This is a genomic window from Streptomyces sp. NPDC001270 (genome assembly GCF_042896695.1).
Lineage (GTDB): Bacteria > Actinomycetota > Actinomycetes > Streptomycetales > Streptomycetaceae > Streptomyces.
Map to the genome: position 1 here is coordinate 347800 of NZ_JBIAXM010000005.1, position 21675 is coordinate 369474.

The following is a 21675-nucleotide window of genomic DNA, read 5'->3' on the forward strand; positions in this document are numbered from 1 at the left end:
GAATAAAACGGCAGATTCCGGGCGTGGAGCGCCCGCCGTGCCTAGATGGCAGACCCGCCCGTCGCCGCCCCCGGAGGTTCCATGCCCGCGACCGCAGAGCTGATCGGCGCCCTCGCCTCGTTCGTCGGCCTCGGACTCCTGACACTGCTCAGCGTGCGCAGCATCACGCGCCGCTGAGCGCGGACGAAGCCGCACGGGGGTGCCGGGCCCGGAGAGTGCGTGTGTAGCTTGAACGTCGGTCTGAGACCCTGATGGGGCTGAGCTGTCGGTTTATGGACATCGGAAGGACGGTCGTGCACATCGTCATCATGGGCTGCGGGAGAGTGGGTTCCGCTCTCGCCCAGACCCTGGAGCAACAGGGGCACACGGTCGCCGTGATCGACCAGGACCCCACCGCCTTCCGCCGGCTGGGCCCGGGATTCGGCGGTCGCCGGGTCACCGGGATCGGCTTCGACCAGGACACCCTCCGCGAGGCCGGCATCGAGGACGCGGGCGCCTTCGCCGCGGTGTCCAGCGGCGACAACTCGAACATCATCTCGGCGCGGGTGGCCCGCGAGATGTTCGGCGTGGAGAACGTCGCGGCCCGCATCTACGACCCTCGCCGCGCCGAGGTCTACCAGCGGCTGGGCATCCCCACGGTGGCCACGGTCCGCTGGACGGCCGACCAGATGCTGCGCCGGCTGCTCCCCTCGGGGGCCGAACCGCTGTGGCGTGACCCCACCGGTGGCGTCCAGCTCGCGGAGGTGCACACCTCCCCTGCCTGGGTCGGCCACAAGATCAGCAAGCTGCAGGAGGAGACCGGGGTCCGCGTGGCGTTCCTCACCCGGCTCGGCGAGGCGGTCCTGCCCACCTCCCAGACGGTGCTCCAGGAGGGCGACCTGGTCCACGTGATGATGCGGACCGACGACGTGGGCAAGGTCGAGGCGGCGTTCACCGAGGGTCCCGAAGAGGAGGGCGGTCACTGATGAGGGTCGCCATTGCCGGTGCCGGCGCGGTCGGCCGCTCGATCGCGGGCGAGCTGCTGGAGAACGGCCACGAGGTCCTGCTCATCGACAAGGCGCCGACCGCGATCTCGGTCGAACGCGTCCCGCAGGCGGAGTGGCTGCTGGCCGATGCCTGTGAGATCACGTCCCTGGACGAGGCCGCGTTGCAGCGCTGCAACGTGGTGATCGCCGCGACGGGCGACGACAAGGTCAACCTGGTCGTGTCCCTGCTGGCGAAGACGGAGTACGGCGTTCCGCGCGTCGTGGCCCGGGTGAACAACCCGAAGAACGAATGGCTGTTCAACGAGGCATGGGGCGTCGACGTGGCGGTGTCCACCCCGCGTCTGATGTCCGCGCTGGTCGAGGAGGCGGTCAGCGTCGGCGACCTGGTCCGGCTGCTCCGGTTCAGCCACGGCGACGCGAACCTGGTCGAACTGACCCTGCCGGAGGAGTCGGCCCTGGCCGGGACCCAGGTCGGCGACGTGGAGTGGCCGGAGGACACCTCGCTGGTGACCATCATCCGCGGCAACCGCGTCCTGGCCCCCTCCAAGGAGGACTCCCTGGAGGCGGGTGACGAGCTGCTGTTCGTGGCGGCCCAGGCCCGCGAGGAGCAGTTGGAGGATCTGCTCTCGGTGCGCCGCGAGGACGGCTGAGTCCCAGCCGGCTGAATCCGGAAGAGGGCGGCTGAGTCCGGGTCCGGGTCCGGGTCCGGGCGAGAATGGCTGGGACTCGTTGCGGCCGACCGGGGCCGGGTGAGAGCCGATCCGGCCGACCAGCGCCGAGCGAGCCGAGTGACACGACGGAGGGGGCGCCCGGTGATCCCGGGCGCCCCCTCCGTGTCGAGGATGTCGCTCACGCCTCCCGGCGGTGCCGTCCAGCGGTCGACTCACCGGACTCCGCGGCCTGGTCGGCCTGCGCCGCCTTCCGCTCCTCCTCGGCCTTCTCCGCGGCCTCCATCTCGGCGAACACGTCGATCGGCGCGGGCGCCTTCGCGAGGAAGACCCAGGTGAGCCAGACGGCGAGCAGGAACGGCGGGATCTTCAGCGCCACCAGGACCCAGCCGAGCTGCGCGGTGTCGGCCCACCAGTACAGCGGGAAGAGGACCAGGCACTTGCCGAGCAGGATCAGTCCCCAGGCCCAACTGGCCTTGGCGTACGCCTTCTTGCGGCCGGGGTTGCGATGGCGCCAGGACAGGTTCTCCTTGAAGACCGGGCCGAGGATCAGGCCCATCAGGGGAACACCGGCGAGGGTCGTGATGATGTACGCCAGGGCCAGACCCAGGGTGTAGAGCATGCCCGGGAGGTAGAAGTCCTTGGCGTTGCCCGTGAACATCGCGAACAGAACACCGAAGGCCACGCCGAAGACGCCGCTGAAGGCGTGCTTGACGGTGTCCTTCATCACCAGCCGGACCACGACCAGGATCACCGACACGACCAGGGCCGCGATCGCGGACCAGTGCAGGTTCTTGTTGATCGTGTAGATGGTGACGAAGAGGAGCCCGGGCAGGACCGTTTCGACCATGCCCCGGACACCGCCGAACGCCTCGAACAGCGCGGCCTCGGTCACCGTCCGCGCGTCGTCCTGCTGAGTGGCGTCTTCGGTCGGCTTGTCGAGTGACGTCACCGGCTACTCCCGTCCAAGGGGTCTCAGTTCGTACTTCGGGTTGAACAGCACCCGGCGGCCCCGGCTCATCGAGATCCGGCCCGATGCGATCAGCTTGCGTCCCGGTTCTATACCCACGATGGAACGCCTGCCGAGCCACACCACGTCCAGTGCGGCGGAGCCGTCGAACAGTTCGGCCTCCAGGGCCGGGACTCCGGCGCGCGGACGCAGCGTGACCGTGCGCAAGGTACCAGTTACCGTGACGATCTGCCGGTCCTGGCAGTCGCCGATCCGTATGCAGCCGGCCGTCTCGGCGTCCTCCCGCAGCTCCTCGGACTCCAGGTCCTCCTGCGAGGAGGAGAGCCGGTCGAGCATGCGCCGGAACCGGCCGGCCGGCTTCTCGGAATGCGGAACAGCACTCATAACAGAAGCGTACCGGCGCCCGCCGACGGCGACGTACCGGTGCGTCCGGGTGCCGGTGGCGGGACGGAACACTCGCGTCAACGGCCCGCCGCAAGCCGCTCCCGGCGGGCCTACCGCTCGAACCGGTACCCCATACCCGGTTCGGTGATGAAGTGCTTCGGGTGCGAGGGGTCGGTCTCCAGCTTCCTGCGCAGCTGTGCCATGTACACCCGCAGGTAGTTGGTCTCCGTCCCGTACGAGGGACCCCACACCTCCTGCAGCAGCTGCTTCTGGCTGACCAGCCGTCCGGTGTTGCGGACCAGCACCTCCAGCAGGTGCCACTCCGTGGGGGTCAGCCGGACGTCCTTGCCGCCCCGGTTGACCTTCTTCGCCGCGAGGTCGACGGTGAACCCCTCGGTCTCCACCGTGGTCACGTCGTCCTCGCCGGGGCCGACCGGCTCGGCCCTGCGCACGGCGGCACGCAGCCTGGCCAGCAGTTCGTCCATGCCGAACGGCTTGGTGACGTAGTCGTCGGCGCCCGCGTCGAGCGCCTCGACCTTCTCGTCGGAGGAGTGCCGGGCCGACAGGACCAGGATCGGCACCCGGGTCCAGCCGCGCAGGCCCCTGATCACCTCGACGCCGTCCATGTCCGGCAGGCCCAGGTCGAGGACCACCACGTCGGGGTGGCGGGAGGCGGCGAGTTCGAGGGCGGTCCTGCCGTCGGGGGCCGCGTCGACCTCGTACTTGCGGGCCCTGAGGTTGATCACGAGGGCGCGCACGATCTGCGGCTCGTCGTCGATCACGAGCACCCGGGTCATGAAGCCTCCCTTTCGGGTTCGGGTTCTGCCAGGCCCTCTCCGGAGGCGAGGACCTCGGGACGCGATCCTGCCGCCCGGAGGCTGAGGACCATGGTGAGGCCGCCGCCGGGGGTGTCCTCGGCGGTCAGCGTGCCGCCCATCGCCTCGGCGAAGCCGCGGGCGACCGCGAGCCCGAGCCCCACCCCGGCGCCGCGCGGGGCGTCGCCATAGCGCTGGAAGGGCTCGAATATGCGCTCCTTGGCCTCGTCCGGGACGCCCGGCCCGCGGTCCACGACCCGCACCTCCACCCGGTCGGCGATGGCGCTCGCGGAGATCATGACACGGCGGCCGGACGGACTGTACTTGACGGCGTTCTCCACCAGGTTGGCCACCGACCGTTCGAGCAGCCCGGGATCGACGGAGACCATCGGCAGGGTCTCGCGGACGTCCAGTTCCACGCCGGCCTCGTCCACGCCGACCAGCGCCATCGGGACCACCTCGTCGAGGTCGACTTCGCGGATGATCGCGGTGACCGTGCCGGTCTGCAGCCGGGACATGTCGAGCAGGTTGCCGACCAGGTGGTCGAGGCGGTCGGCGCCCTCCTCGATGCCCTCCAGCAGCGCCGCCCGGTCCTCCTCGGACCAGTCGACGTCGTGGGACCTGAGCGAGGTCACCGCGGCCTTGATCCCGGCGAGCGGGGTGCGCAGGTCGTGGCTGACGGCGGCGAGCAGCGCGGTGCGGATCCGGTTGCCCTCGGCGAGGGCGCGGGCCCGCAGCGCCTCCTCCCGCAGGCGCCGGCGGTCCAGGACGACGGCGGCCTGCGCGGCGAAGGCCGCCAGCACCCGGCGGTCCTCGGCGGGCAGCACGCGGCCGGTCAGCGCGAGCGCCATGTGGTCGCCGACCGGCATGTCGACGTCGGCGTCCTCGGGGCGCTCCAGCGGCGGGCCGAAGCCGGCCCGGCCGGCGCAGGTCCACGGCTCGACGTCGCCCGCCCGCTCCAGCAGGGCGGCCGACTCCATGCCGAAGGTCTCCCGGACCCGTTCCAGCAGCTCCTCCAGGCTGGTCTCGCCGCGCAGCACGTTGCCGGCGAGGAACGACAGGATCTCGGACTCGGCGCGCAGCCGTGCCGCCTGGTGGGTGCGGCGGGCGGCGAGGTCCACCACCGAGGCCACGGACACCGCGACCCCGACGAAGATCACGATGGCGACGATGTTGTGCGGGTCGGCGATGGTCAGCCGGTGCAGCGGGGGCGTGTAGAAGTAGTTCAGCAGCAGCGACCCGAAGGCCGCCGAGGCGAGGGCGGGCAGCAGTCCGCCGAGCAGGGCCGCCGCCACCGTCAGCGACAGGAACAGCAGCATGTCGTTGGCGAGGCCGAGGTCCACGGCGTTCAGCAGCAGCGCCATGGCCACCGGGCCCAGCAGCCCGACCAGCCAGCCGGAGAGGATCCGGCTCCGGCCGAGCCGGGCGCCCCGGGCCACGGGCAGCCCACGGCCCTTGGCGACCTGCCCGTGGGTGACGATGTGCACGTCGAGGTCGGGGCCGGACTCGCGGGCGACGGTGGCGCCGACGCCGGGCCCGAAGACGTACTGCCAGGTCTTGCGGCGCGAGGAGCCGAGGACGATCTGGGTGGCGTTGACGCCGCGGGCGAAGTCCAGCAGCGCGGCGGGTATGTCGTCGCCCACGACGTGGTGGAAGGTGCCGCCCAGGTCCTCGACGAGGGCACGCTGGACGGCCAGCTCCTTGGGCGAGGCCGCGGACAGGCCGTCGCTGCGGGCGATGTAGACGGCCAGCACCTCGCCGCCCGCGCCCTTCTCGGCGAGCCGGGCCGCCCGGCGGATCAGCGTCCGCCCCTCGGGTCCGCCGGTCAGACCGACCACGATCCGCTCCCGCGAGCCCCAGATCTTCGAGACCCGGTGCTCACTGCGGTACTGCTGGAGGTATTCGTCGACCCGGTCGGCCACCCACAGCAGCGCCAGCTCCCGCAGCGCGGTCAGGTTCCCCGGCCGGAAGTAGTTGGAGAGGGCCGCGTCCACCTTGTCGGGCTGGTAGATGTTGCCGTGCGCCATGCGGCGGCGCAGCGCCTGCGGCGACATGTCGACGAGCTCTATCTGGTCGGCGCGGCGGACTACCTCGTCCGGCACGGTCTCCTGCTGCCGCACCCCGGTGATCGACTCGACCACGTCACCCAGCGACTCCAGGTGCTGGATGTTGACCGTCGAGATCACGTCGATCCCGGCGGCGAGCATTTCCTCCACGTCCTGCCAGCGCTTGGCGTTGCGCGAGCCCGGGATGTTGGTGTGGGCGAGTTCGTCCACCAGGGCGACCTGGGGGCGGCGGGTCAGGACCGCGTCCACGTCCATCTCGGTGAAGCGGCCGCCCCGGTACTCCAGCTCCTTGCGGGGCACCTGCTCCAGGCCGTGCAGCATCACCTCGGTGCGCGGCCGCTCGTGGTGCTCCACGAAGGCGACCACGCAGTCGGTCCCCCGCTCCATGCGCCGGTGTGCCTCCGAGAGCATCGCGTAGGTCTTGCCCACGCCCGGTGCCGCACCGAGATAGATCCGAAGCTTTCCGCGTGCCATGGCCCCATTGTCTTCCCGTCACTGCTGCCGACGCAGCGTCGACCTTACGGCCCGCAATTGCGACGAAAGGGACAGGTGGTGGGGTGACGGGCAACTTTGACGCAACCCTGATGAGCCGATCGGTTCCACGCCCACCGCCACCGGTCGGCGCAGGTCAGAGCGTACCGGGCGCGGTACGGCGGGCGGCGGGCCGCGGCGGCACGCCCATCGCGCCGCCGATCGCCGGCGCGTGCGTCAGCGTTCGACGACCTCCCCGTCACTCAGTTCGAGCACCCGGTCGGCCAGGTCCAGCAGGGTGGTGTCGTGCGTGGCGACCAGCGCGGTGACCTGCTCGCTGTGTACGACGGCGCGCAGCAGTTCCATCACGGCGTGACCGGTCTCGGCGTCCAGCTGGCCGGTCGGCTCGTCGGCGATGAGCAGCGCGGGGCCGTTGGCGAGGGCGCGGGCGATGGCGACGCGCTGCTGCTGGCCGCCGGACAGCTCGCCGGGGCGCTGGGCAGCGTGCTCGGCGAGGCCCACCAGGGAGAGCAGCAGTTCGACGCGTTCCTCGCGCTCGCGCGGGTCGGCCCGGCGCAGCCGCATCGGCACGCCCACGTTCTCCGCCGCGGTCAGGATCGGGATGAGCCCGAAGGACTGGAAGACGAAGCCGATCCGGTCCCGGCGCAGCTCCAGCAGGCCCCGCTCGCCCAGTCCGGCGAGGTCACGGCCGTCGACGGTGATCCGGCCGCGGTCCGGCACGTCGAGCCCGCCGACCAGGTTCAGCAGCGTGGTCTTGCCGGATCCCGAGCGTCCTTTGAGGGCGACGAGTTCGCCGCGCGGGATCTCGAAGGAGACTCCGCGCAGGGCGTGCACGGCGGCGGCTCCGTGCCCGTAGGAGCGGTGCACGTCCTCGACGCGCACCATCGTCTCCGTGATGACCTGAGCGTTCATGCCGCTTCCCCCGTCACAACCGATTCCCCCCGTCGACCGGGCGCCAGTATCGCCGCCCGACGCCCGGCCGTCCAAGGGTTCGGATGGGTTCGAATGGGTTCGGATGGGTGCGGATGAGTCCGGATGAGTCCGGACGGGTTCGGATCGCTGGTGAGCGGTTCTGGACCGGTCCGGATCCGTCAGTTCGGGTTGTCGCCGTGGGTCAGGGTCTCCCAGGCGACGAAGAGGTTGTTGCTGCCGGCCGGCCGGTTGTTCTGGGTCAGCGTCTGGGTGTTGGTCATGGCGATGCCGAGGCGGTTGTGCAGGGCGTTGTAGCCGACCTCGGTGACCGGTCCGAGGCCGAGGTTGAGGGAGCCGCCGCACAGCCAGCTGGGCGCGGCCGTGCCGAGCTGGTACTTCGACTGGAAGCCGAGGGCCTGCCGCAGCCGCTCGCCGACGTCGGTGCCGTACAGGTCCTGCCCCTGGATCCGGCTGGTCTCGGCGACGTGCGAGATCGCGGAGATGCCGTACCCGGTGTGGGTGAAGTCCCGGCAGGTCTCCTGGGTGAGCCCGGTGACGAAGGTGGACTGGCCCTGCCAGTACGAGACGATCTTGTCCCGGGTGTTCAGGTTCTGGCTGGGTACGGTCTTCGGCAGGTCACCGTCGGTGGACAGGTAGACGTAGGCGGCCGTGCGGGTGCGGAACTTCGCCATGGCCGTGTCGTAGGACGTCTTGTCCTCCAGGAAGACGGAGATGCCGACGGCGGCCTCCATCATGGACAGCTCCCAGTTGCCGTTGGAGTTGGAGCCCTTGATGACCACGGGGAGGTAGACGTCGCGCAGCATGGTGGCGAAACGGCCGGAGTTCGCCCAGCCACCGCTGTACGTGTACTTGATGATCTCGCCGGCCTTGGGCCAGGACGAGCCGGCCCAGCCGGTCTGCAAGGGCGCGTTGCTGTTGGTGTGGCTGGTGATCGTGGCCGACCAGGCGTCCATGAGCTGGATGGCCTTCTGGGCGTAGCGGGCGTCCTTGGTGATGTACCAGGCGAGGGCGTCGGTGTAGGCCGCTATCGCGTCCTCGCGCTCGTCGGTGCAGCCGTAGTTGGGGTTGGAGTACGAACCGCATTCGACGGTGGCGCGGGGTTTCGGCGTGCGGTTCAGGTCGGCGTACTTGCTCGCCATCATCTGGTCGTAGGCGCCCTTCCAGGGCTGGGCTCCGGCCAGCACTTTGGTGCGGGCGAACTCCAGCTGGCCCTGGGAGACGGTGACTCCGGGGTGGACGAAGGCGGTGGGGGCAGCGTCGGCACGCTGTGCGGCGGGGGCCGCGAAGACGCCCAGCACGAGGGCGGCCACCACCGCGAGGAGGGGGGTACGACGCACAGCAACTCCGTTCTCGTATGTGAACTCGGAGCGCCTTTATGAACAGAGGCGTTGGCCGGAGACCATAGGTACAGACCAAAAGCCCGTCAAGGGCCCGCACACGAGAGCGGATGTCCACGCGCCGGAACGGAATCGACGACCATGCAGGTGAACGCGACGAGGGCCGTACCCCTTGGCCCGGGGTACGGCCCTCGTCGTTCTTGGCTGACTGATACTCGGCTGTCCGCTACCGGACCTCGGTGATCTCGGGTCCGCGCTGCAACTGGCCCATGCCGCCGGAGAAGCGCGAGGACTCCTCCTGCTGGACGCCCTCCGGAACCATCTGGGCGTCGTTCGGCAGCTTCAGGACGATCGGGTCGCGGGGCGCCATCGGGCCCTCGCCGCGGACCACGACCGTGTCCCGGAAGACCTGCTCCAGCAGCCCGGCCGCCTGCGGCTGCACCGCGCCCTGGCCGGAGATCACTCCACGCAGGAACCAGCGCGGGCCGTCCACACCGATGAACCGCACGACCTGGAAGCCGCCGGTCCCGTCGGGCAGCTGCACCGGTACCTGGGCGCGCAACTCCCAGCCCAGCGGGCCCTCGACCTCGTCGACGATGCCACCCTGCTGGGTGATGCCGGAGGCGATCTCCTCGCGGACCTCGCCCCAGATGCCCTCGCGCTTGGGCGCGGCGAACGCCTGCAACTGGACCGCGCTATCGCGCAGCACGACGGTCGCCGCGACGATCGCGTCTCCCGCGACCTCGACCCGCAGCTCCATGCCGTCAACGCCCGGCACGAACAGACCGCCGAGATCCACCCGGCCCTCGGCCGGGTCGCGCACCTCGGAGTCGTCCCACGGTCCGTCGGGGCGGGGCTCCGGTTCGAGCCGCACCCGCTGCTCGGGCTCGCCCGCTTCTTCCTCGTCCGCCTCGGTGTCGACGCTGTCGACGACCTGCTCGGCCTCGCCGGCCGCGTCCTCGGCGGCACCCTTCTTCTTGCGACGTCCGAACACGTCACTGTCCTTCCCGGTCGGATACGACCGAAGCGTATCGATTCCCACCCGCCCGGCCGCCCTCGGCGACCCGGCCACTTCTGTCGCTCTCGCCGCCCACCGTGGCGTGGCCCCCGGTGGAACCGAAGCCCCCCTCGGCCCGCGCCGAGTCGGGAAGCTCCGCGACCTCCTGGAAGCGGACCCTCTCGACCTGCTGGACGACCAGTTGGGCAATCCGGTCGAAGCGCTCGAACCGCACGGACTCGCGCGGGTCGAGATTCACCACGATCACCTTGATCTCCCCACGGTACCCGGCATCAACCGTCCCTGGGGCATTCACGAGCGCGACACCGCAGCGGGCGGCCAGACCGGATCGAGGGTGCACGAAGGCCGCGTACCCGTCGGGGAGGGCGATCGACACACCCGTGGGCAGCACGGTCCGTTCTCCGGGCGCCAGCTCGCACCGCAGCGTCGTGCGCAGATCGGCGCCGGCGTCCCCGGGGTGCGCGTACACCGGAAGCGGTACGTCCGGGTCGACGCGCCGGATCAGCACGTCCAGGGGGGTACGACGCGCCGGGGCCGCGCTGTCCGGGGCGCTCACGGGTTCACCTCGAAGGCGCGGGCCCGCCGGATCCGGTCCGGGTCGTGCAGGGCGGCCTGGATCTCCTCGTCGCGGCCGTGCTCGACGAAGTGGCCGGCCTCGACCTCGACGAACAGGGCGTCGGCCCGGACGGCCACGGGCCCGCCGGGATCCTCGATGCGGCCGACCGCACAGGCGTAGATCTTCCGCCCCGCGACCGCGGTCACCTCGGCGGTCAGGTGGAGCCGCGTGCCGACCGGCACCGGCCGCACGAAGTCGGTCTCCAGCCGCCCGGTCACCGCGATCTTGCGCAACAGCCAGTTCAGCGAGCCCAGCGCCTCGTCGAGGGCGGTCGCCAGCACCCCGCCGTGCGCGAGACCGGGGGCGCCCTGGTGAGCGGGCCGGACGGTGAACTCGGCGGTCAGGGTGACGCCCTCGCCCGCCCGCACCGCGAGGCCCAGCCCGTGCGGCTGGTCCTGGCCGCAGCCGAAGCACTGTCCGTAATGCGAGCCGAGCACCTCGCCGGGCGCGGGCGCATCGGGATGCCGCACCGGTTTCACGGCGTCGGCGGGAGGCTGAAGCACAGCGGAACCACCACTCACAGCCGCAGACCTTACCCGGCCTGACACGCCCCACCACCCGTCGCCCGTCGACCCACCTCCGCACTACCCCACAGCACCCCGCGGCTACACCCCTCGCCGGCGTCCGGTTGCGGCGGGTGCCCCGATTCGGGCGGCCTTCGCCACGCGTGCCAAGCTTGGTTCATGGAGCACCCCGGCACCCCGTACGAAGAACGCCTCACCGCCCCCCGTTCGTGGTGGCTGATCAGCCTTCTGGTCGGCGTCGCCTGCGCCCTGGTCCTGCTCCCCTTCGGCACCCTGCCGCTGCTGGGCGGACTGGTCGGCGGTACGGCGGTGGCCGCGGTGATGGCCAGCTCGTACGGCTCGCTGCGCATCCGCGTCGTGGGCGGTCACCTGATCGCGGGCGAGGCGAAGATCCCGGTGACGGCGCTCGGCGCGTGGGAGATCCTGGATCCGGAGGAGGCCCGCGCCTGGCGCACGTACAAGGCCGACACCCGCGCCTTCCTGCTGCTGCGCTCCTACATCCCGCAGGCCCTGCGGGTCGAGGTCAGCGACCCGGCCGACCCGACGCCCTACCTGTATCTGTCGACGCGCGCCCCGGAGCAGCTGGCGGCGGCGATCGACGCGGCCCGCGACGGCGCGACGGCCTGAGCGCTCCGCCCGGCTTCGCTCGACCAGGGGACCCCCACCGCGGCGGAGCCGCATGTCGATACCGTCCCGCGCCCCTTTCAGCACAGCCTCGGCCTCTTCAGCGCGCTGCCGAACCGCAGCGGACTTCGCACGGCCGGCTCGGCCGGTCCAGGCCCCGAGGGGGCCCGGGGCGCCTCGTCAGCGGTCGAGTTCCCCGGGGAGATCTCCCGGTGTCAGCGGGTCCGCCGGAGGCTCCAGCGGGGGCAGCCCGGCCAGTTCGTCCCAGGAGACCTGGACCTTGCGCAGGTCGGCGCGGATCCGCGCGGCCAGTTTCTTGGTGTCGCGGCGGTTCATGACCGCCCCCACGGCGGCGCCGACCATGAACGGCATCAGGTTCGGCAGGTTCCGCACCATCCGCTTCATGATCTGCTGGCGCAGTTCGCGCTTCATCTGGCCCCCGAGGGCCGTGTTGATCGTCGACGGCTTCATCACGTCGATCCCGCGCTCCCCCGACCAGGAGGACAGATACGCGGTGCTGCGGGCCATCAGGCCGCCCGGCGGCCGTACCCCGTAGACCTCGTGCAGTTCGGCGACCAGTTTCAGCTCGATCGCCGCGACCCCGGTGATCTCCGCGGCCAGTTCGGTCGGCATCGCGGGCGGCACCGGCAGCATCGCCGCCGCACCGACCCCCGCTCCGACCGTCGAGGTCCCGTGGGCCGCACCCGCCACGAGCTTGTCCGCGAGCTGCTCCGGCCCGAGGCCGGGGAACTGTCCGCGCAGCGTCGCGAGGTCACGTACGGCGATCCGCGGGGCCATGTCGATGATCCGGTCCGCGAGGTACGCCAGCCCCGCCTTGGCGCGGCTCCCGCCCTTGCGGGCCCCTTCCCGGGCCAAGTCCCGGGCCTTGCCGCCGATGGCGACGGCTCTTGTCCGCGCCCTCAGTCGCGTGCGGGCGGGGAACTCCTCCGTCGGTGCGACGGGCGCGGGGTGCTCGGCCGGCTCCGGGCGGTCACCCCGGTCGGTGGTCGGTTCGTCGAGCGAGGCCCCCGTCTCCGGTGAGCCTCGCTCGTCGTCACGCGCGCCGTACGAGCCGTCCCGCGGCCCGTGGTCCGCTCCCCGCAACGGGAAGCGGCGCTTCCGAGGAGGGGTCGAGCCAGTCACGGCCGACCCGCCCTCAGTCGCAGTCGCGGCAGATCGGCTGACCGTTCTTCTCGCGGGCCAGCTGGCTGCGGTGGTGTACCAGGAAGCAGCTCATGCACGTGAACTCGTCCTGCTGCTTGGGCAGTACCCGGACCGCCAGCTCCTCGTTCGAGAGGTCGGCGCCCGGTAGTTCCAGGCCCTCGGCGGCCTCGAACTCGTCCACGTCCACAGCGGAGGTCGACTTGTCGTTCCGCCGGGCCTTCAGTTCTTCCAGGCTGTCCGAGTCGACGTCGTCGTCGGTCTTGCGTGGAGTGTCGTAATCGGTTGCCATGTCGCTCTCCCCCTCTGGGTGTCTGCGGTGTCTCCAGCGCACGTAACGCGTGAGAGGCCGGACTTGTGCCCGACCCGAGGCGGAGATTTTGCCTCACATCAAGGTCTGTTACTCAATCGACACCCAACCGGACTCCTCAAGAGTGATCGGCTTGGATGGCGATGGGGACCGTACACGGTCCGAACGCCGCACCTCAAAGGCGTCTCACCGTGTACTTCCCGTGATCAAGACCCTTGAAAACCCGGATGTTCCCGGCTTTCCGCCCAGGATTGTGATCACGGAGAGTAGATGGCCAGAAATCCGCCCTTGTGATTGATCACACATGCGAACCCCCGTCGACCCGCCCGAGGATTCAGCGCAAAGCGAACATCCCCGCGTGTGTCGGCCGTCCGGCAAGATCCTCTGCGCCGCGACCGGGATCGCGGCGGCTCACCCTCAGGTCGGCAGGGTGACCCGCATCATGAGCCCGCCCCCCTCACGCGGCTGTGCCGAGATGTGACCGCCGTGTGCGCGCGTCACGGACCGGACGATGGACAGGCCGAGACCCACACCCTTGTCGCTGCCCGTCCGCTCCGTGCGGAGCCGTCTGAAGGGCTCGAAGAGGTTGTCGATCTCGTAGGCCGGGACCACCGGGCCGGTGTTCGACACGGACAGTACCGCCTGTCCGTGCTGGACCTCGGTGGTGACCTCGACCCAGCCGTCCTCGGGCACGTTGTACCGCACGGCGTTCTGCACCAGGTTCAGGGCGATCCGTTCCAGCAGTACGCCGTTGCCCTGGATCACTGCGGGACCGCGCTCGCCCGTGATCCGCACGCCCTTGGCCTCCGCCTCCGCGTGCACCTGGTCGATGGCCTGCGAGGCGACCTCGGCGAGGTCCACGGGTCCCCGCTCGACGATCTGGTTGTCGCTGCGGGCGAGCAGCAGCAGGCCCTCGACCAGCTGCTCACTGCGCTCGTTGGTGGCCAGCAGGGTCTTGCCCAGCTGTTGCAGCTCCACGGGCGCCTCCGGGTCCGACAGGTGCACCTCCAGCAGGGTGCGGTTGATCGCGAGCGGGGTGCGCAGTTCGTGCGACGCGTTGCCGACGAACCGCTGCTGGGCGGTGAAGGCCCGCTGCAACCGCTCCAGCATGTCGTCGAAGGTGTCCGCCAGCTCCTTCAGCTCGTCGTCCGGGCCGTCCAGCTCGATCCGCCGGGACAGGTCCGAGCCCGCCACCGCACGCGCGGTGCGGGTGATCCGGCCGAGCGGGGACAGCACGCGGCCGGCCATCGCGTAGCCGAACGCGAAGGCGATCACGGCGAGGCCCAGCAGGGCCAGCAGCGAGCGGCTGAGCAGGTCGTCGAGGGCGTGCTGGCGCTGCTGGTTGACGCAGTCGTTCATCGCGTTGTTCAGCTCGGCCGCCGACGGCGCGCTCGGGAAGTTGCAACTGCTGCTGCTCACCGAGCCGGAGAGGATCTTGAACGGCAGCTCACTGCCCACGTTGAGCGCGTTCGCGGCCACCAGGTAGATGATCGACAGCAGCAGGATGCCCGCGATCAGGAACATGCCGCCGTACAGCAGTGTCAGCCGTATCCGGATGGTCGGGCGCAGCCAGGGGAACGGGGGCTGGGGTCTGCGCGGGTCCCAGGTCGGCTTCGGGGGCGCCTGCGGTGGCGCGGGTGTCGTGGCCACGGTGCATCAGATCCGGTAGCCGGAGCCGGGCACGGTCACGATGACGGGCGGCTCGCCCAGTTTGCGGCGCAGGGTCATGACCGTCACCCGTACGACGTTGGTGAACGGGTCGGTGTTCTCGTCCCATGCCTTCTCCAGGAGCTGTTCCGCGGAGACGACGGCGCCCTCGCTGCGCATCAGCACTTCCAGCACGGCGAACTCCTTCGGCGCGAGCTGGACCTCCTTGCCGTCCCGGAAGACCTCGCGGCGGTTCGGGTCGAGCTTGATCCCGGCCCGCTCCAGGACGGGCGGCAGCGGCACACTGGTGCGCCGGCCGAGGGCACGCACGCGTGCGATCAGCTCGCTGAAGGCGAAGGGCTTGGGCAGATAGTCGTCGGCGCCGATCTCCAGGCCCTCGACCCGATCGCTGACGTCGCCGGAGGCGGTGAGCATCAGCACGCGCGTGGGCATGCCCAGCTCCACGATTCTGCGGCAGACGTCGTCGCCGTGCACGAGCGGGAGGTCTCGGTCGAGGACGACCACGTCGTAGTCGTTGACGCCGATGCGCTCCAGGGCGGCGGCGCCGTCATACACGACATCGACCGCCAGGGCCTCCCGGCGCAGTCCGGTGGCCACCGCATCCGCGAGCAGCTGCTCGTCCTCGACGACGAGTACGCGCACGTCGCTTGTCCTTCCTGTGTCCACCCGCACGGCCCAACCGTGGGCGCGCGGGCAGGGCTTTCCCGGGTGTGGCTCCATCCTGCCCTTTTCGGCCATAAGTCGGCAGTAAGACGGGAACGGAGCCGGACGGATCGGGGCGCCGGGGCGGGAATGCGAAATTTTCTCCTTCGGTTGAGGTTTCTTCGGAAGGGAGCGGGGGGAGGACCGGTTTACACCCCGCGATCACGCTCTGCGTGTGCCGTACCACCATGCGGCATGTCAGTCCGCTTCCCGCAGGGCGGGCGTGGGTGTCCGGCACCGTCGCCGCCCAGCAGGGCAGCGCTGGGCACCTGCGGGAGACGTGATCGCCCCTTCTGAACGGCACACCCCCGTGCCACCGACCCACGACCCAGGACGAGGGGGCGCAGCATGGACGCGTTCACCGCAGGACTTCTGCAGCGCATAAAGGCGACCGAGTCCGACCTGTCCCGGGCTCGCGACGAGGGCGACGACTTCCTCGCCGAGGTGGAACAGGCCGAGCTCGACGACCTGCACCGCCTCGCTGCCGAACACGGTGTGGAGGTCGGCGCGTCAAGCGTCTGACAGCCCGTAGCGCAACGGCGGGACCCCGGCGAATCCAGCGCCGGGGTCCTGCTGCGTTTCACGGTCGGTGTCCTGTGCCGGGTTTCCGGCCGGTGTTCTCCGCCGGGTTCCCTGCCGGTGGACACCGGCAGGGTCCCGGTCGTGTCGGGTCGGGTTTCCGGGGCCCGGTACCCCGGCGCCGTCAGTCGTGCCAGGCGCCGAAGTCCTCCAGGAGGCGCTGGAGGGGTTCGAAGACGCCGGGGGTGCCCGCCACTGCCAGATCGCCGGAGGGGCGCTCTCCGGGGCGTCCACCGGTCAGGGCGCCCGCCTCCCGGGCGATCAGGTCGCCCGCGGCCATGTCCCACGCGTTCAGCCCGCGCTCGTAGTAGCCGTCCAGGCGGCCCGCGGCCACGTCGCACAGGTCGACCGCGGCCGAGCCGCCGCGCCGGATGTCGCGCAGCAGCGGGATCAGCCGCGCGGCGACCTGGGCCTGGTGACTGCGGACCTCGGAGACGTAGTTGAAGCCCGTGGACACCAGGGCCTGGTCGAGGGGCGGCGCCGGGCGGCAGGCCAGTGCGCGCTCGCCCGCCCAGGCACCCGTCGCCCACGCACCGCCGCCGCGTACCGCGTGGTACGTCTCGCCGCGCATCGGGGCGGCCACCACCCCGACGACGGTCTCCCCGTCCTGCTCGGCCGCGATGGACACGGACCAGGTCGGCAGCCCGTACAGGTAGTTCACCGTGCCGTCGAGCGGGTCGATCACCCAGCGGATGCCGCTCGTGCCGTCGCTGGCGGCGCCCTCCTCACCGAGGAAGCCGTCGTCCGGGCGCTGGTCGGCGATCAGCCCGGTGATCAGCTTCTCGGCGGCTATGTCCATCTCGGTGACGACGTCGATCGGGCTGGACTTGGTCCTGGCCACCGCGAGATCGGCCGGACGGCCGTCGCGCAGCAGGTCGCCTGCGCGGCGGGCGGCCTCCCGGGCGAGGGCCAGCAGGTCCGGGTACGGGGTGTCGGTCACGGGGCTCCTCATGCGTAGGGGCTGTCGGCGCCCGCGGCGGCCGGGCGCGGGGTGCGGGCCGGGCAGCAGCCGACCGGGCAGAGGTCGTGGCTCGCGCCGAGCGCGCCCAGGGCGCACCGCTCGACCGGCCGTCCGCTCTCCGCGGCGGCGCGCTCCAGGACCAGCTCGCGGATCGCGGCCACGAACCGCGGGTCGGCGCCGACCGTGGCCGAGCGGCGCACCGGCAGGCCGAGTTCGTCGGCCTTGTCCTTCGCCTCCGTGTCGAGGTCGTACAGGACCTCCATGTGGTCGGAGACGAAGCCGATGGGGGCCATGACGACGGCCGGTGCGCCGGCCGCGTGCCGCTCCTCCAGGTGGTCGCAGATGTCCGGCTCCAGCCACGGGATGTGCGGGGCGCCGGAGCGGGACTGGTAGACCAGCCGCCACGGATGGTCGACGCCGGTGCGCTCGCGGACGGCGTCGGCGATCAGCCGCGCCACGTCCAGGTGTTCCTCGACGTAGGCGCCGCCCTCGCCGTGCGCCTCGACGGGGCCGGAGGTGTCGGCCGCGGAGGTCGGGACGGAGTGGGTGGTGAAGGCAATGTGGGCGCCGTCGCGCACGGCCTCGGGGAGGTCCGCGAGTGATCGCAGCACGCCGTCGATCATGGGCTCCACGAAGCCGGGGTGGTTGAAGTAGTGCCGGAGCTTGTCGATGCGGGGCGGTTCGAGACCCTCGGCCTCCAGGGCGGCCAGCGCGTCGGCCAGGTTCTCCCGGTACTGGCGGCAGCCCGAGTAGGAGGCGTAGGCGCTGGTGGCGAGCACCAGGACGCGGCGGCGGCCGTCGGCGACCAGTTCCCGGAGGGTGTCCGTCAGGTACGGCGCCCAGTTGCGGTTGCCCCAGTAGACCGGCAGGCCCAGGCCGTGCTCCGCGAAGTCCTTGCGCAGGGCGTCCAGCAGGGCGCGGTTCTGGGCGTTGATGGGGCTGATCCCGCCGAACAGGAAGTAGTGCCGGCCGACTTCCTTGAGGCGTTCCTTGGGGATGCCGCGCCCCCGTGTCACGTTCTCCAGGAACGGGACCACGTCGTCCGGGCCTTCCGGGCCGCCGAAGGAGAGCAGGAGCAGGGCGTCGTAGGGAGTGGCATCGTGCGCGTCTGGCATGTCTCGATCCTGCCACCTGGTACCGACAGCCGGGGAACGGCAGGGTGACGAGTGCGATTCTGGCCGGTTTTCCCGCGACTTTCCTGGTGCATTAGGGTTCCCTTACTCGTAAGCTGTATCGGCGGCCTTCACGCCTTACTGGTCCGCTTACCTGGTCCACCGCGTGTTGCGCACCCGCCGCCGGCCGGACCGCCCGCCGTACCGCACCTCGGAGACCCACGTGCCCAGCCCCTACCGCGCCCTGTTCGCCGCGCCCGGCAGCAAGGCGTTCTCCACGGCCGGGTTCCTCGGCCGCATGCCGCTGTCGATGATGGGCATCGGCGTGGTCACGATGATCTCCCAGCTCACCGGGCGGTACGGACTCGCGGGCGCCCTGTCGGCCACCCTCGCGTTGTCGGCCGCGGCGATCGGCCCGCAGATCTCCCGGCTGGTCGACCGGCACGGGCAGCGCAGGGTGCTGCGTCCGGCGACCCTGGTGGCGCTCGCCGCGGCGGCCGGGCTGCTGCTCGCCGCGTACTTCTCCTGGCCGGACTGGGTGCTGTTCGTCTGCGCGGCCGGGATCGGCTCGGTGCCCAGCCTGGGGGCGATGATCCGGGCCCGCTGGGCGGCCCTGTACCGGGGCACCCCGCACCTGCACACCGCCTACTCGTTCGAATCGGTGATCGACGAGGTCTGCTTCATCTTCGGGCCGATCATCTCCATCGGCCTGTCCACAGCCTGGTTCCCGGAGGCCGGGCCGCTGCTGGCCGCCTGCTTCCTGGCCGTCGGCGTCTTCTGGCTGACCGCCCAGCGCGCCACCGAGCCCGAGCCCCACCGCCGCGAGCACCACGGCGGCAGCGCGCTGCGCACGCCCGGCCTCCAGGTGCTGGTGTCGACCTTCGTCGCCACGGGGACGATCTTCGGGGCGATCGACGTGGTCACGGTCGCCTTCGCCGACGAGCGCGGCCACAAGAGCGCCGCGAGCCTGGTGCTGGCGCTGTACGCGGCGGGTTCCTGCGTGGCCGGGATGGTGTTCGGCCTGCTGCACTTCGCCGGGCGGCCGGAACGTCGTTGGTTGTTGGGCATATGCGCGATGGCCGTGAGTATGATCCCCCTCCTACTGGTCGGAAACTTGCCGCTTCTGGCCGTGGCGCTGTTCGTCTCGGGCCTGTCGATCGCACCGACGATGATCACAACAATGTCCCTCATCGAACAGCACGTACCTCGCGCGAAACTCACCGAGGGCATGACCTGGGTGAGCACCGGCCTCGCGGTCGGGGTCGCCGTCGGCTCCTCCGTGGCCGGCTGGGTGATCGACTCGGCCGGTGCGCGCGCCGGGTACGGGGTTCCGGCCGTGTCCGGAGCCGTCGCGGTCACGGTCGGTTTCCTCGGGTTCCGCCGGCTCAGCAGGCCGGCCGCGGGTCGGGGAGGCGTCGTTGAGTACCACAGCGAGCGAAAAGAACGGCACGTGGCGTAACTGGGGCGGCAATGTCGTCGCCCACCCCGCGCGGGAGGTGACACCGGCCTCGGTGGAGGAACTGGCGGCGGCCGTACGGCGGGCTGCCGAGGACGGCCTCAAGGTGAAGGCGGTCGGCACCGGGCACTCCTTCACCGCCGTCGCCGCCACCGACGGAGTGTTGATCCGCCCTCAACTGTTGACCGGCATCCGCACGATCGACCGGGACGCCATGACCGTCACGGTCGAGGCGGGCACCCCGCTCAAGAGGCTCAACCTGGCCCTGGCGCGCGAGGGCCTGTCGCTCACCAACATGGGCGACATCACCGAGCAGACGGTCTCCGGGGCCACCAGCACCGGCACCCACGGCACCGGCCGCGAATCGGCCTCCATCGCCGCCCAGATCAGGGGTCTTGAGCTGGTCACGGCGGACGGCTCGGTGCTCTCCTGCTCCGAGCAGGAGAACCCGGAGGTCTTCGCGGCCTCCCGGATCGGCCTGGGCGCCCTCGGCATCGTCACCGCGATCACCTTCGCCGTGGAACCGGTCTTCCTGCTGACGGCACGTGAGGAGCCGATGACCCTGGACCGGGTCCTCGCCGGTTTCGACGAACTCTGGGCCGAGAACGAGCACTTCGAGTTCTACTGGTTTCCGCACACCGGAAACACCAACACCAAGCGCAACAACCGCAGCGCGGGCCCGGAACGGCCGGTGGGACGGCTGGCGGGCTGGTTCGAGGACGAGTTCCTCTCCAACGGGGTGTTCCAGGCGGCCCAGTGGGTGGGCCGGGCGGTGCCCGCAGCCGTCCCGGCCGTCGCGAACGCCGCCAGCAGGGCGCTGTCCGCGCGCACCTACACGGACATCCCGCACAAGGTCTTCACGTCCCCGCGCCGGGTGCGGTTCGTGGAGATGGAATACGCCGTTCCGCGCGCCGCCCTGGTGGACACGCTGCGCGAGCTGAAGACGGCGCTCGACCGCTCCCGGCTGCGGGTCAGCTTCCCGGTCGAGGTGCGCACGGCCCCGGCCGACGACATCGCCCTGTCCACCGCCTCCGGCCGGGACAGCGCCTACATCGCCGTCCACATGTTCCGGGGCACGCCGTTCCAGGCGTACTTCACCCTCGCCGAGCGCGTCTTCACCGCGCACGAGGGGCGGCCGCACTGGGGCAAGGTGCACACCCGGGACGCCGCCTACTTCGCCGAGCTCTATCCGCGCTTCGGCGAGTTCACGGCACTGCGTGACCGGCTGGATCCTGACCGGCGGTTCCAGAACGACTACTTGCGGAGGGTGCTGGGGCCGTGACCGAGCCGCTGGGCGTCGCGGAGGGCGACGGCGTCACCTCCGTCCGGACGCCCGGCCCCCGGTCCGTGGAAGCGCTCGGCGAGGGGGTCGCGGTCGCCCCGTCCACCGCGGTGCCCCCGCCTCCCGACGCGTCCCCGGTGCCCGCCGTGGACGTGCCCGAGGCCGACGAGGACGTCCCGGCCGACGGGGCCGACGGGGACCGCTCGGGCGATGCCGGGGCGGAGCCGCCGCCGGAGTCGGCGGACGACGAGCCGTGGAGCACGTCGCTGACCGTGGTGCCGGTACCGCCGCTGAGGCTGCCGCCGGAGACCAGTTCGTACGTGGTGATGCCGGCCATGGTGACCAGGAAGACCACGGCGGCGGCGAGCACCGGGCGCCGCCAGCCGCGGATCCGGGCCCGGTAGACCGTGCCCCCGGTGAACTCGCCCGGCGCCGGGAGCGCCTGCTCCCTGGGCTTGGTGGCGACCGCCGCGTCGCGGATCTGCTCGCCGGTCCGCGAGAAGAAGTGCTGGAAGAAGCTGCCGCCGCAGGTGGCGACGACGCTGACGACGCCGGCGCCGAGGATGGTGCCGTAGACACCGAAGTAGGAGGCGAGTTTGGCGGCGACGACCGCGGCCACGGCGCTCCCCGCGACCTGGGGGAAATTCAGGTCGACCCGCCTGCGCCGCACCTCCTCCCGCCCGCTCGACTCAACAGTTGAATCGGGCTTTTTACGCATCCCGGACCTTGCCTGTCTTTCATGCAGTTGACCGACGGACTACACGAGAAGGTGACGTACAGGCGAAACCGATAGTTCCGTTTTTGTGGATTGCGTGAAGTTTGCCACGCCTGTGATCGAGAAATCCGGGGCAGGGGCGCCTGGCGCCCGTCCCCCCACCGGAAGTTGGGCGGCGCGCCAATCCACGCACGTGGTCCGAATGGAGTACTGTGGCGAGCCCTGGGTCCGGTCGCCCTTCGGGGTGCCCGGGGCCTTGTTGGACCGCTGGAAGGGGGGCTAGTTGCGCAGGGTGG

The 21675-nt window shown here is 71.1% G+C and carries 22 protein-coding genes; 6 read left to right on the top strand and 16 right to left on the bottom strand.

Annotation, left to right across the window (positions count from 1 at the left end):
- Nucleotides 1-293 precede the first annotated feature (293 nt).
- A complete protein-coding gene (locus tag ACFY2B_RS11465; RefSeq protein ID WP_376523640.1) occupies nucleotides 294-965 on the top strand; it encodes a potassium channel family protein in 672 nt (223 codons plus the stop codon).
- Nucleotides 965-1636 carry a potassium channel family protein gene (locus ACFY2B_RS11470; protein ID WP_376523451.1) on the top strand — a complete coding sequence of 224 codons (672 nt, stop codon included), beginning with the start codon at nucleotides 965-967 and terminating at the stop codon, nucleotides 1634-1636. Before ACFY2B_RS11465 ends, ACFY2B_RS11470 begins: the two co-directional genes overlap by 1 nt.
- 199 nt (nucleotides 1637-1835) lie before the next feature.
- On the opposite strand, the gene ACFY2B_RS11475 is transcribed toward ACFY2B_RS11470, so the two are convergent.
- The 9 genes from ACFY2B_RS11475 to ACFY2B_RS11515 all read right to left on the bottom strand — a co-directional run bounded on the left by ACFY2B_RS11475 (nucleotide 1836) and on the right by ACFY2B_RS11515 (nucleotide 10806).
- Nucleotides 1836-2606, bottom strand: coding sequence for a DUF3159 domain-containing protein (locus ACFY2B_RS11475; protein WP_390762921.1), 771 nt, complete (start codon nucleotides 2604-2606; stop codon nucleotides 1836-1838).
- 3 nt (nucleotides 2607-2609) lie between these two features.
- A complete protein-coding gene (locus tag ACFY2B_RS11480) occupies nucleotides 2610-3008 on the bottom strand; it encodes an OB-fold nucleic acid binding domain-containing protein (RefSeq protein WP_376523456.1) in 399 nt (132 codons plus the stop codon).
- Nucleotides 3009-3118: 110 nt separating this feature from the next.
- Nucleotides 3119-3805, bottom strand: a complete 687-nt coding sequence (locus tag ACFY2B_RS11485) for a response regulator (RefSeq protein WP_390762922.1) — start codon at nucleotides 3803-3805, stop codon at nucleotides 3119-3121.
- Nucleotides 3802-6363 (bottom strand): ATP-binding protein, encoded by a 2562-nt coding sequence (locus tag ACFY2B_RS11490; protein ID WP_390762923.1) that lies wholly within the window; start codon nucleotides 6361-6363, stop codon nucleotides 3802-3804. Before ACFY2B_RS11490 ends, ACFY2B_RS11485 begins: the two co-directional genes overlap by 4 nt.
- A 234-nt stretch (nucleotides 6364-6597) precedes the next feature.
- Nucleotides 6598-7293 (bottom strand): ABC transporter ATP-binding protein, encoded by a 696-nt coding sequence (locus ACFY2B_RS11495; protein ID WP_390762924.1) that lies wholly within the window; start codon nucleotides 7291-7293, stop codon nucleotides 6598-6600.
- 179 nt (nucleotides 7294-7472) lie between these two features.
- Nucleotides 7473-8651 (bottom strand): alginate lyase family protein, encoded by a 1179-nt coding sequence (locus tag ACFY2B_RS11500; protein WP_390762925.1) that lies wholly within the window; start codon nucleotides 8649-8651, stop codon nucleotides 7473-7475.
- 226 nt (nucleotides 8652-8877) lie between these two features.
- The gene (locus tag ACFY2B_RS11505; protein WP_390762926.1) at nucleotides 8878-9645 is read right to left on the bottom strand and encodes a DUF3710 domain-containing protein; all 768 of its coding nucleotides are present in this window, start codon (nucleotides 9643-9645) and stop codon (nucleotides 8878-8880) included.
- Nucleotide 9646: 1 nt separating this feature from the next.
- On the bottom strand, nucleotides 9647-10225 hold the full coding sequence (gene dut, locus ACFY2B_RS11510) for a dUTP diphosphatase (RefSeq protein ID WP_390762927.1): 579 nt from the start codon (nucleotides 10223-10225) through the stop codon (nucleotides 9647-9649).
- Complete coding sequence (locus tag ACFY2B_RS11515; protein WP_390762928.1) at nucleotides 10222-10806, bottom strand: PaaI family thioesterase; 585 nt, start codon at nucleotides 10804-10806, stop codon at nucleotides 10222-10224. The genes dut and ACFY2B_RS11515 overlap by 4 nt, the downstream gene beginning before the upstream one ends.
- A 162-nt stretch (nucleotides 10807-10968) precedes the next feature.
- On the opposite strand from ACFY2B_RS11515, the gene ACFY2B_RS11520 reads away from it, so the two are divergent.
- Nucleotides 10969-11436, top strand: coding sequence for a DUF3093 domain-containing protein (locus ACFY2B_RS11520; RefSeq protein WP_390762929.1), 468 nt, complete (start codon nucleotides 10969-10971; stop codon nucleotides 11434-11436).
- Nucleotides 11437-11613: 177 nt separating this feature from the next.
- Here the strand turns inward: ACFY2B_RS11520 and ACFY2B_RS11525 are convergent, their stop codons facing one another.
- From ACFY2B_RS11525 to ACFY2B_RS11540, 4 genes are all read right to left on the bottom strand, one after another.
- Nucleotides 11614-12576: a hypothetical protein gene (locus ACFY2B_RS11525; RefSeq protein WP_390762930.1), complete on the bottom strand. Its 963-nt coding sequence runs from the start codon at nucleotides 12574-12576 to the stop codon at nucleotides 11614-11616.
- Nucleotides 12577-12589: 13 nt separating this feature from the next.
- Entirely contained in the window at nucleotides 12590-12886 is a 297-nt protein-coding gene (locus ACFY2B_RS11530) for a DUF4193 domain-containing protein (protein ID WP_005481602.1), read from the bottom strand.
- Between the two features lie 435 nt (nucleotides 12887-13321).
- A complete protein-coding gene (locus ACFY2B_RS11535) occupies nucleotides 13322-14554 on the bottom strand; it encodes a sensor histidine kinase (RefSeq protein ID WP_390762931.1) in 1233 nt (410 codons plus the stop codon).
- Between the two features lie 6 nt (nucleotides 14555-14560).
- On the bottom strand, nucleotides 14561-15214 hold the full coding sequence (locus tag ACFY2B_RS11540) for a response regulator transcription factor (protein WP_031035257.1): 654 nt from the start codon (nucleotides 15212-15214) through the stop codon (nucleotides 14561-14563).
- A gap of 408 nt (nucleotides 15215-15622) precedes the next feature.
- Here ACFY2B_RS11540 and ACFY2B_RS11545 point away from each other — a divergent pair, with 408 nt between their 5' ends.
- Nucleotides 15623-15796, top strand: a complete 174-nt coding sequence (locus tag ACFY2B_RS11545) for a hypothetical protein (RefSeq protein ID WP_376523483.1) — start codon at nucleotides 15623-15625, stop codon at nucleotides 15794-15796.
- A 181-nt stretch (nucleotides 15797-15977) separates the two neighbouring features.
- Here ACFY2B_RS11545 and ACFY2B_RS11550 read toward each other — a convergent pair whose 3' ends face one another.
- Nucleotides 15978-16805 carry an inositol monophosphatase family protein gene (locus tag ACFY2B_RS11550; protein WP_390762932.1) on the bottom strand — a complete coding sequence of 276 codons (828 nt, stop codon included), beginning with the start codon at nucleotides 16803-16805 and terminating at the stop codon, nucleotides 15978-15980.
- Nucleotides 16802-17929, bottom strand: coding sequence for a ferrochelatase (locus tag ACFY2B_RS11555; RefSeq protein ID WP_390762933.1), 1128 nt, complete (start codon nucleotides 17927-17929; stop codon nucleotides 16802-16804). The genes ACFY2B_RS11550 and ACFY2B_RS11555 overlap by 4 nt, the downstream gene beginning before the upstream one ends.
- A gap of 220 nt (nucleotides 17930-18149) precedes the next feature.
- Here ACFY2B_RS11555 and ACFY2B_RS11560 point away from each other — a divergent pair, with 220 nt between their 5' ends.
- The gene (locus ACFY2B_RS11560) at nucleotides 18150-19385 is read left to right on the top strand and encodes an MFS transporter (protein ID WP_376523488.1); all 1236 of its coding nucleotides are present in this window, start codon (nucleotides 18150-18152) and stop codon (nucleotides 19383-19385) included.
- A complete protein-coding gene (locus tag ACFY2B_RS11565; protein WP_390762934.1) occupies nucleotides 19345-20664 on the top strand; it encodes a D-arabinono-1,4-lactone oxidase in 1320 nt (439 codons plus the stop codon). The genes ACFY2B_RS11560 and ACFY2B_RS11565 overlap by 41 nt, the downstream gene beginning before the upstream one ends.
- Here the strand turns inward: ACFY2B_RS11565 and ACFY2B_RS11570 are convergent.
- Complete coding sequence (locus tag ACFY2B_RS11570; RefSeq protein WP_390762935.1) at nucleotides 20588-21382, bottom strand: hypothetical protein; 795 nt, start codon at nucleotides 21380-21382, stop codon at nucleotides 20588-20590. The two genes, ACFY2B_RS11565 and ACFY2B_RS11570, sit on opposite strands and share 77 nt — an antisense overlap.
- Between the last annotated feature and the right edge of the window lie 293 nt (nucleotides 21383-21675).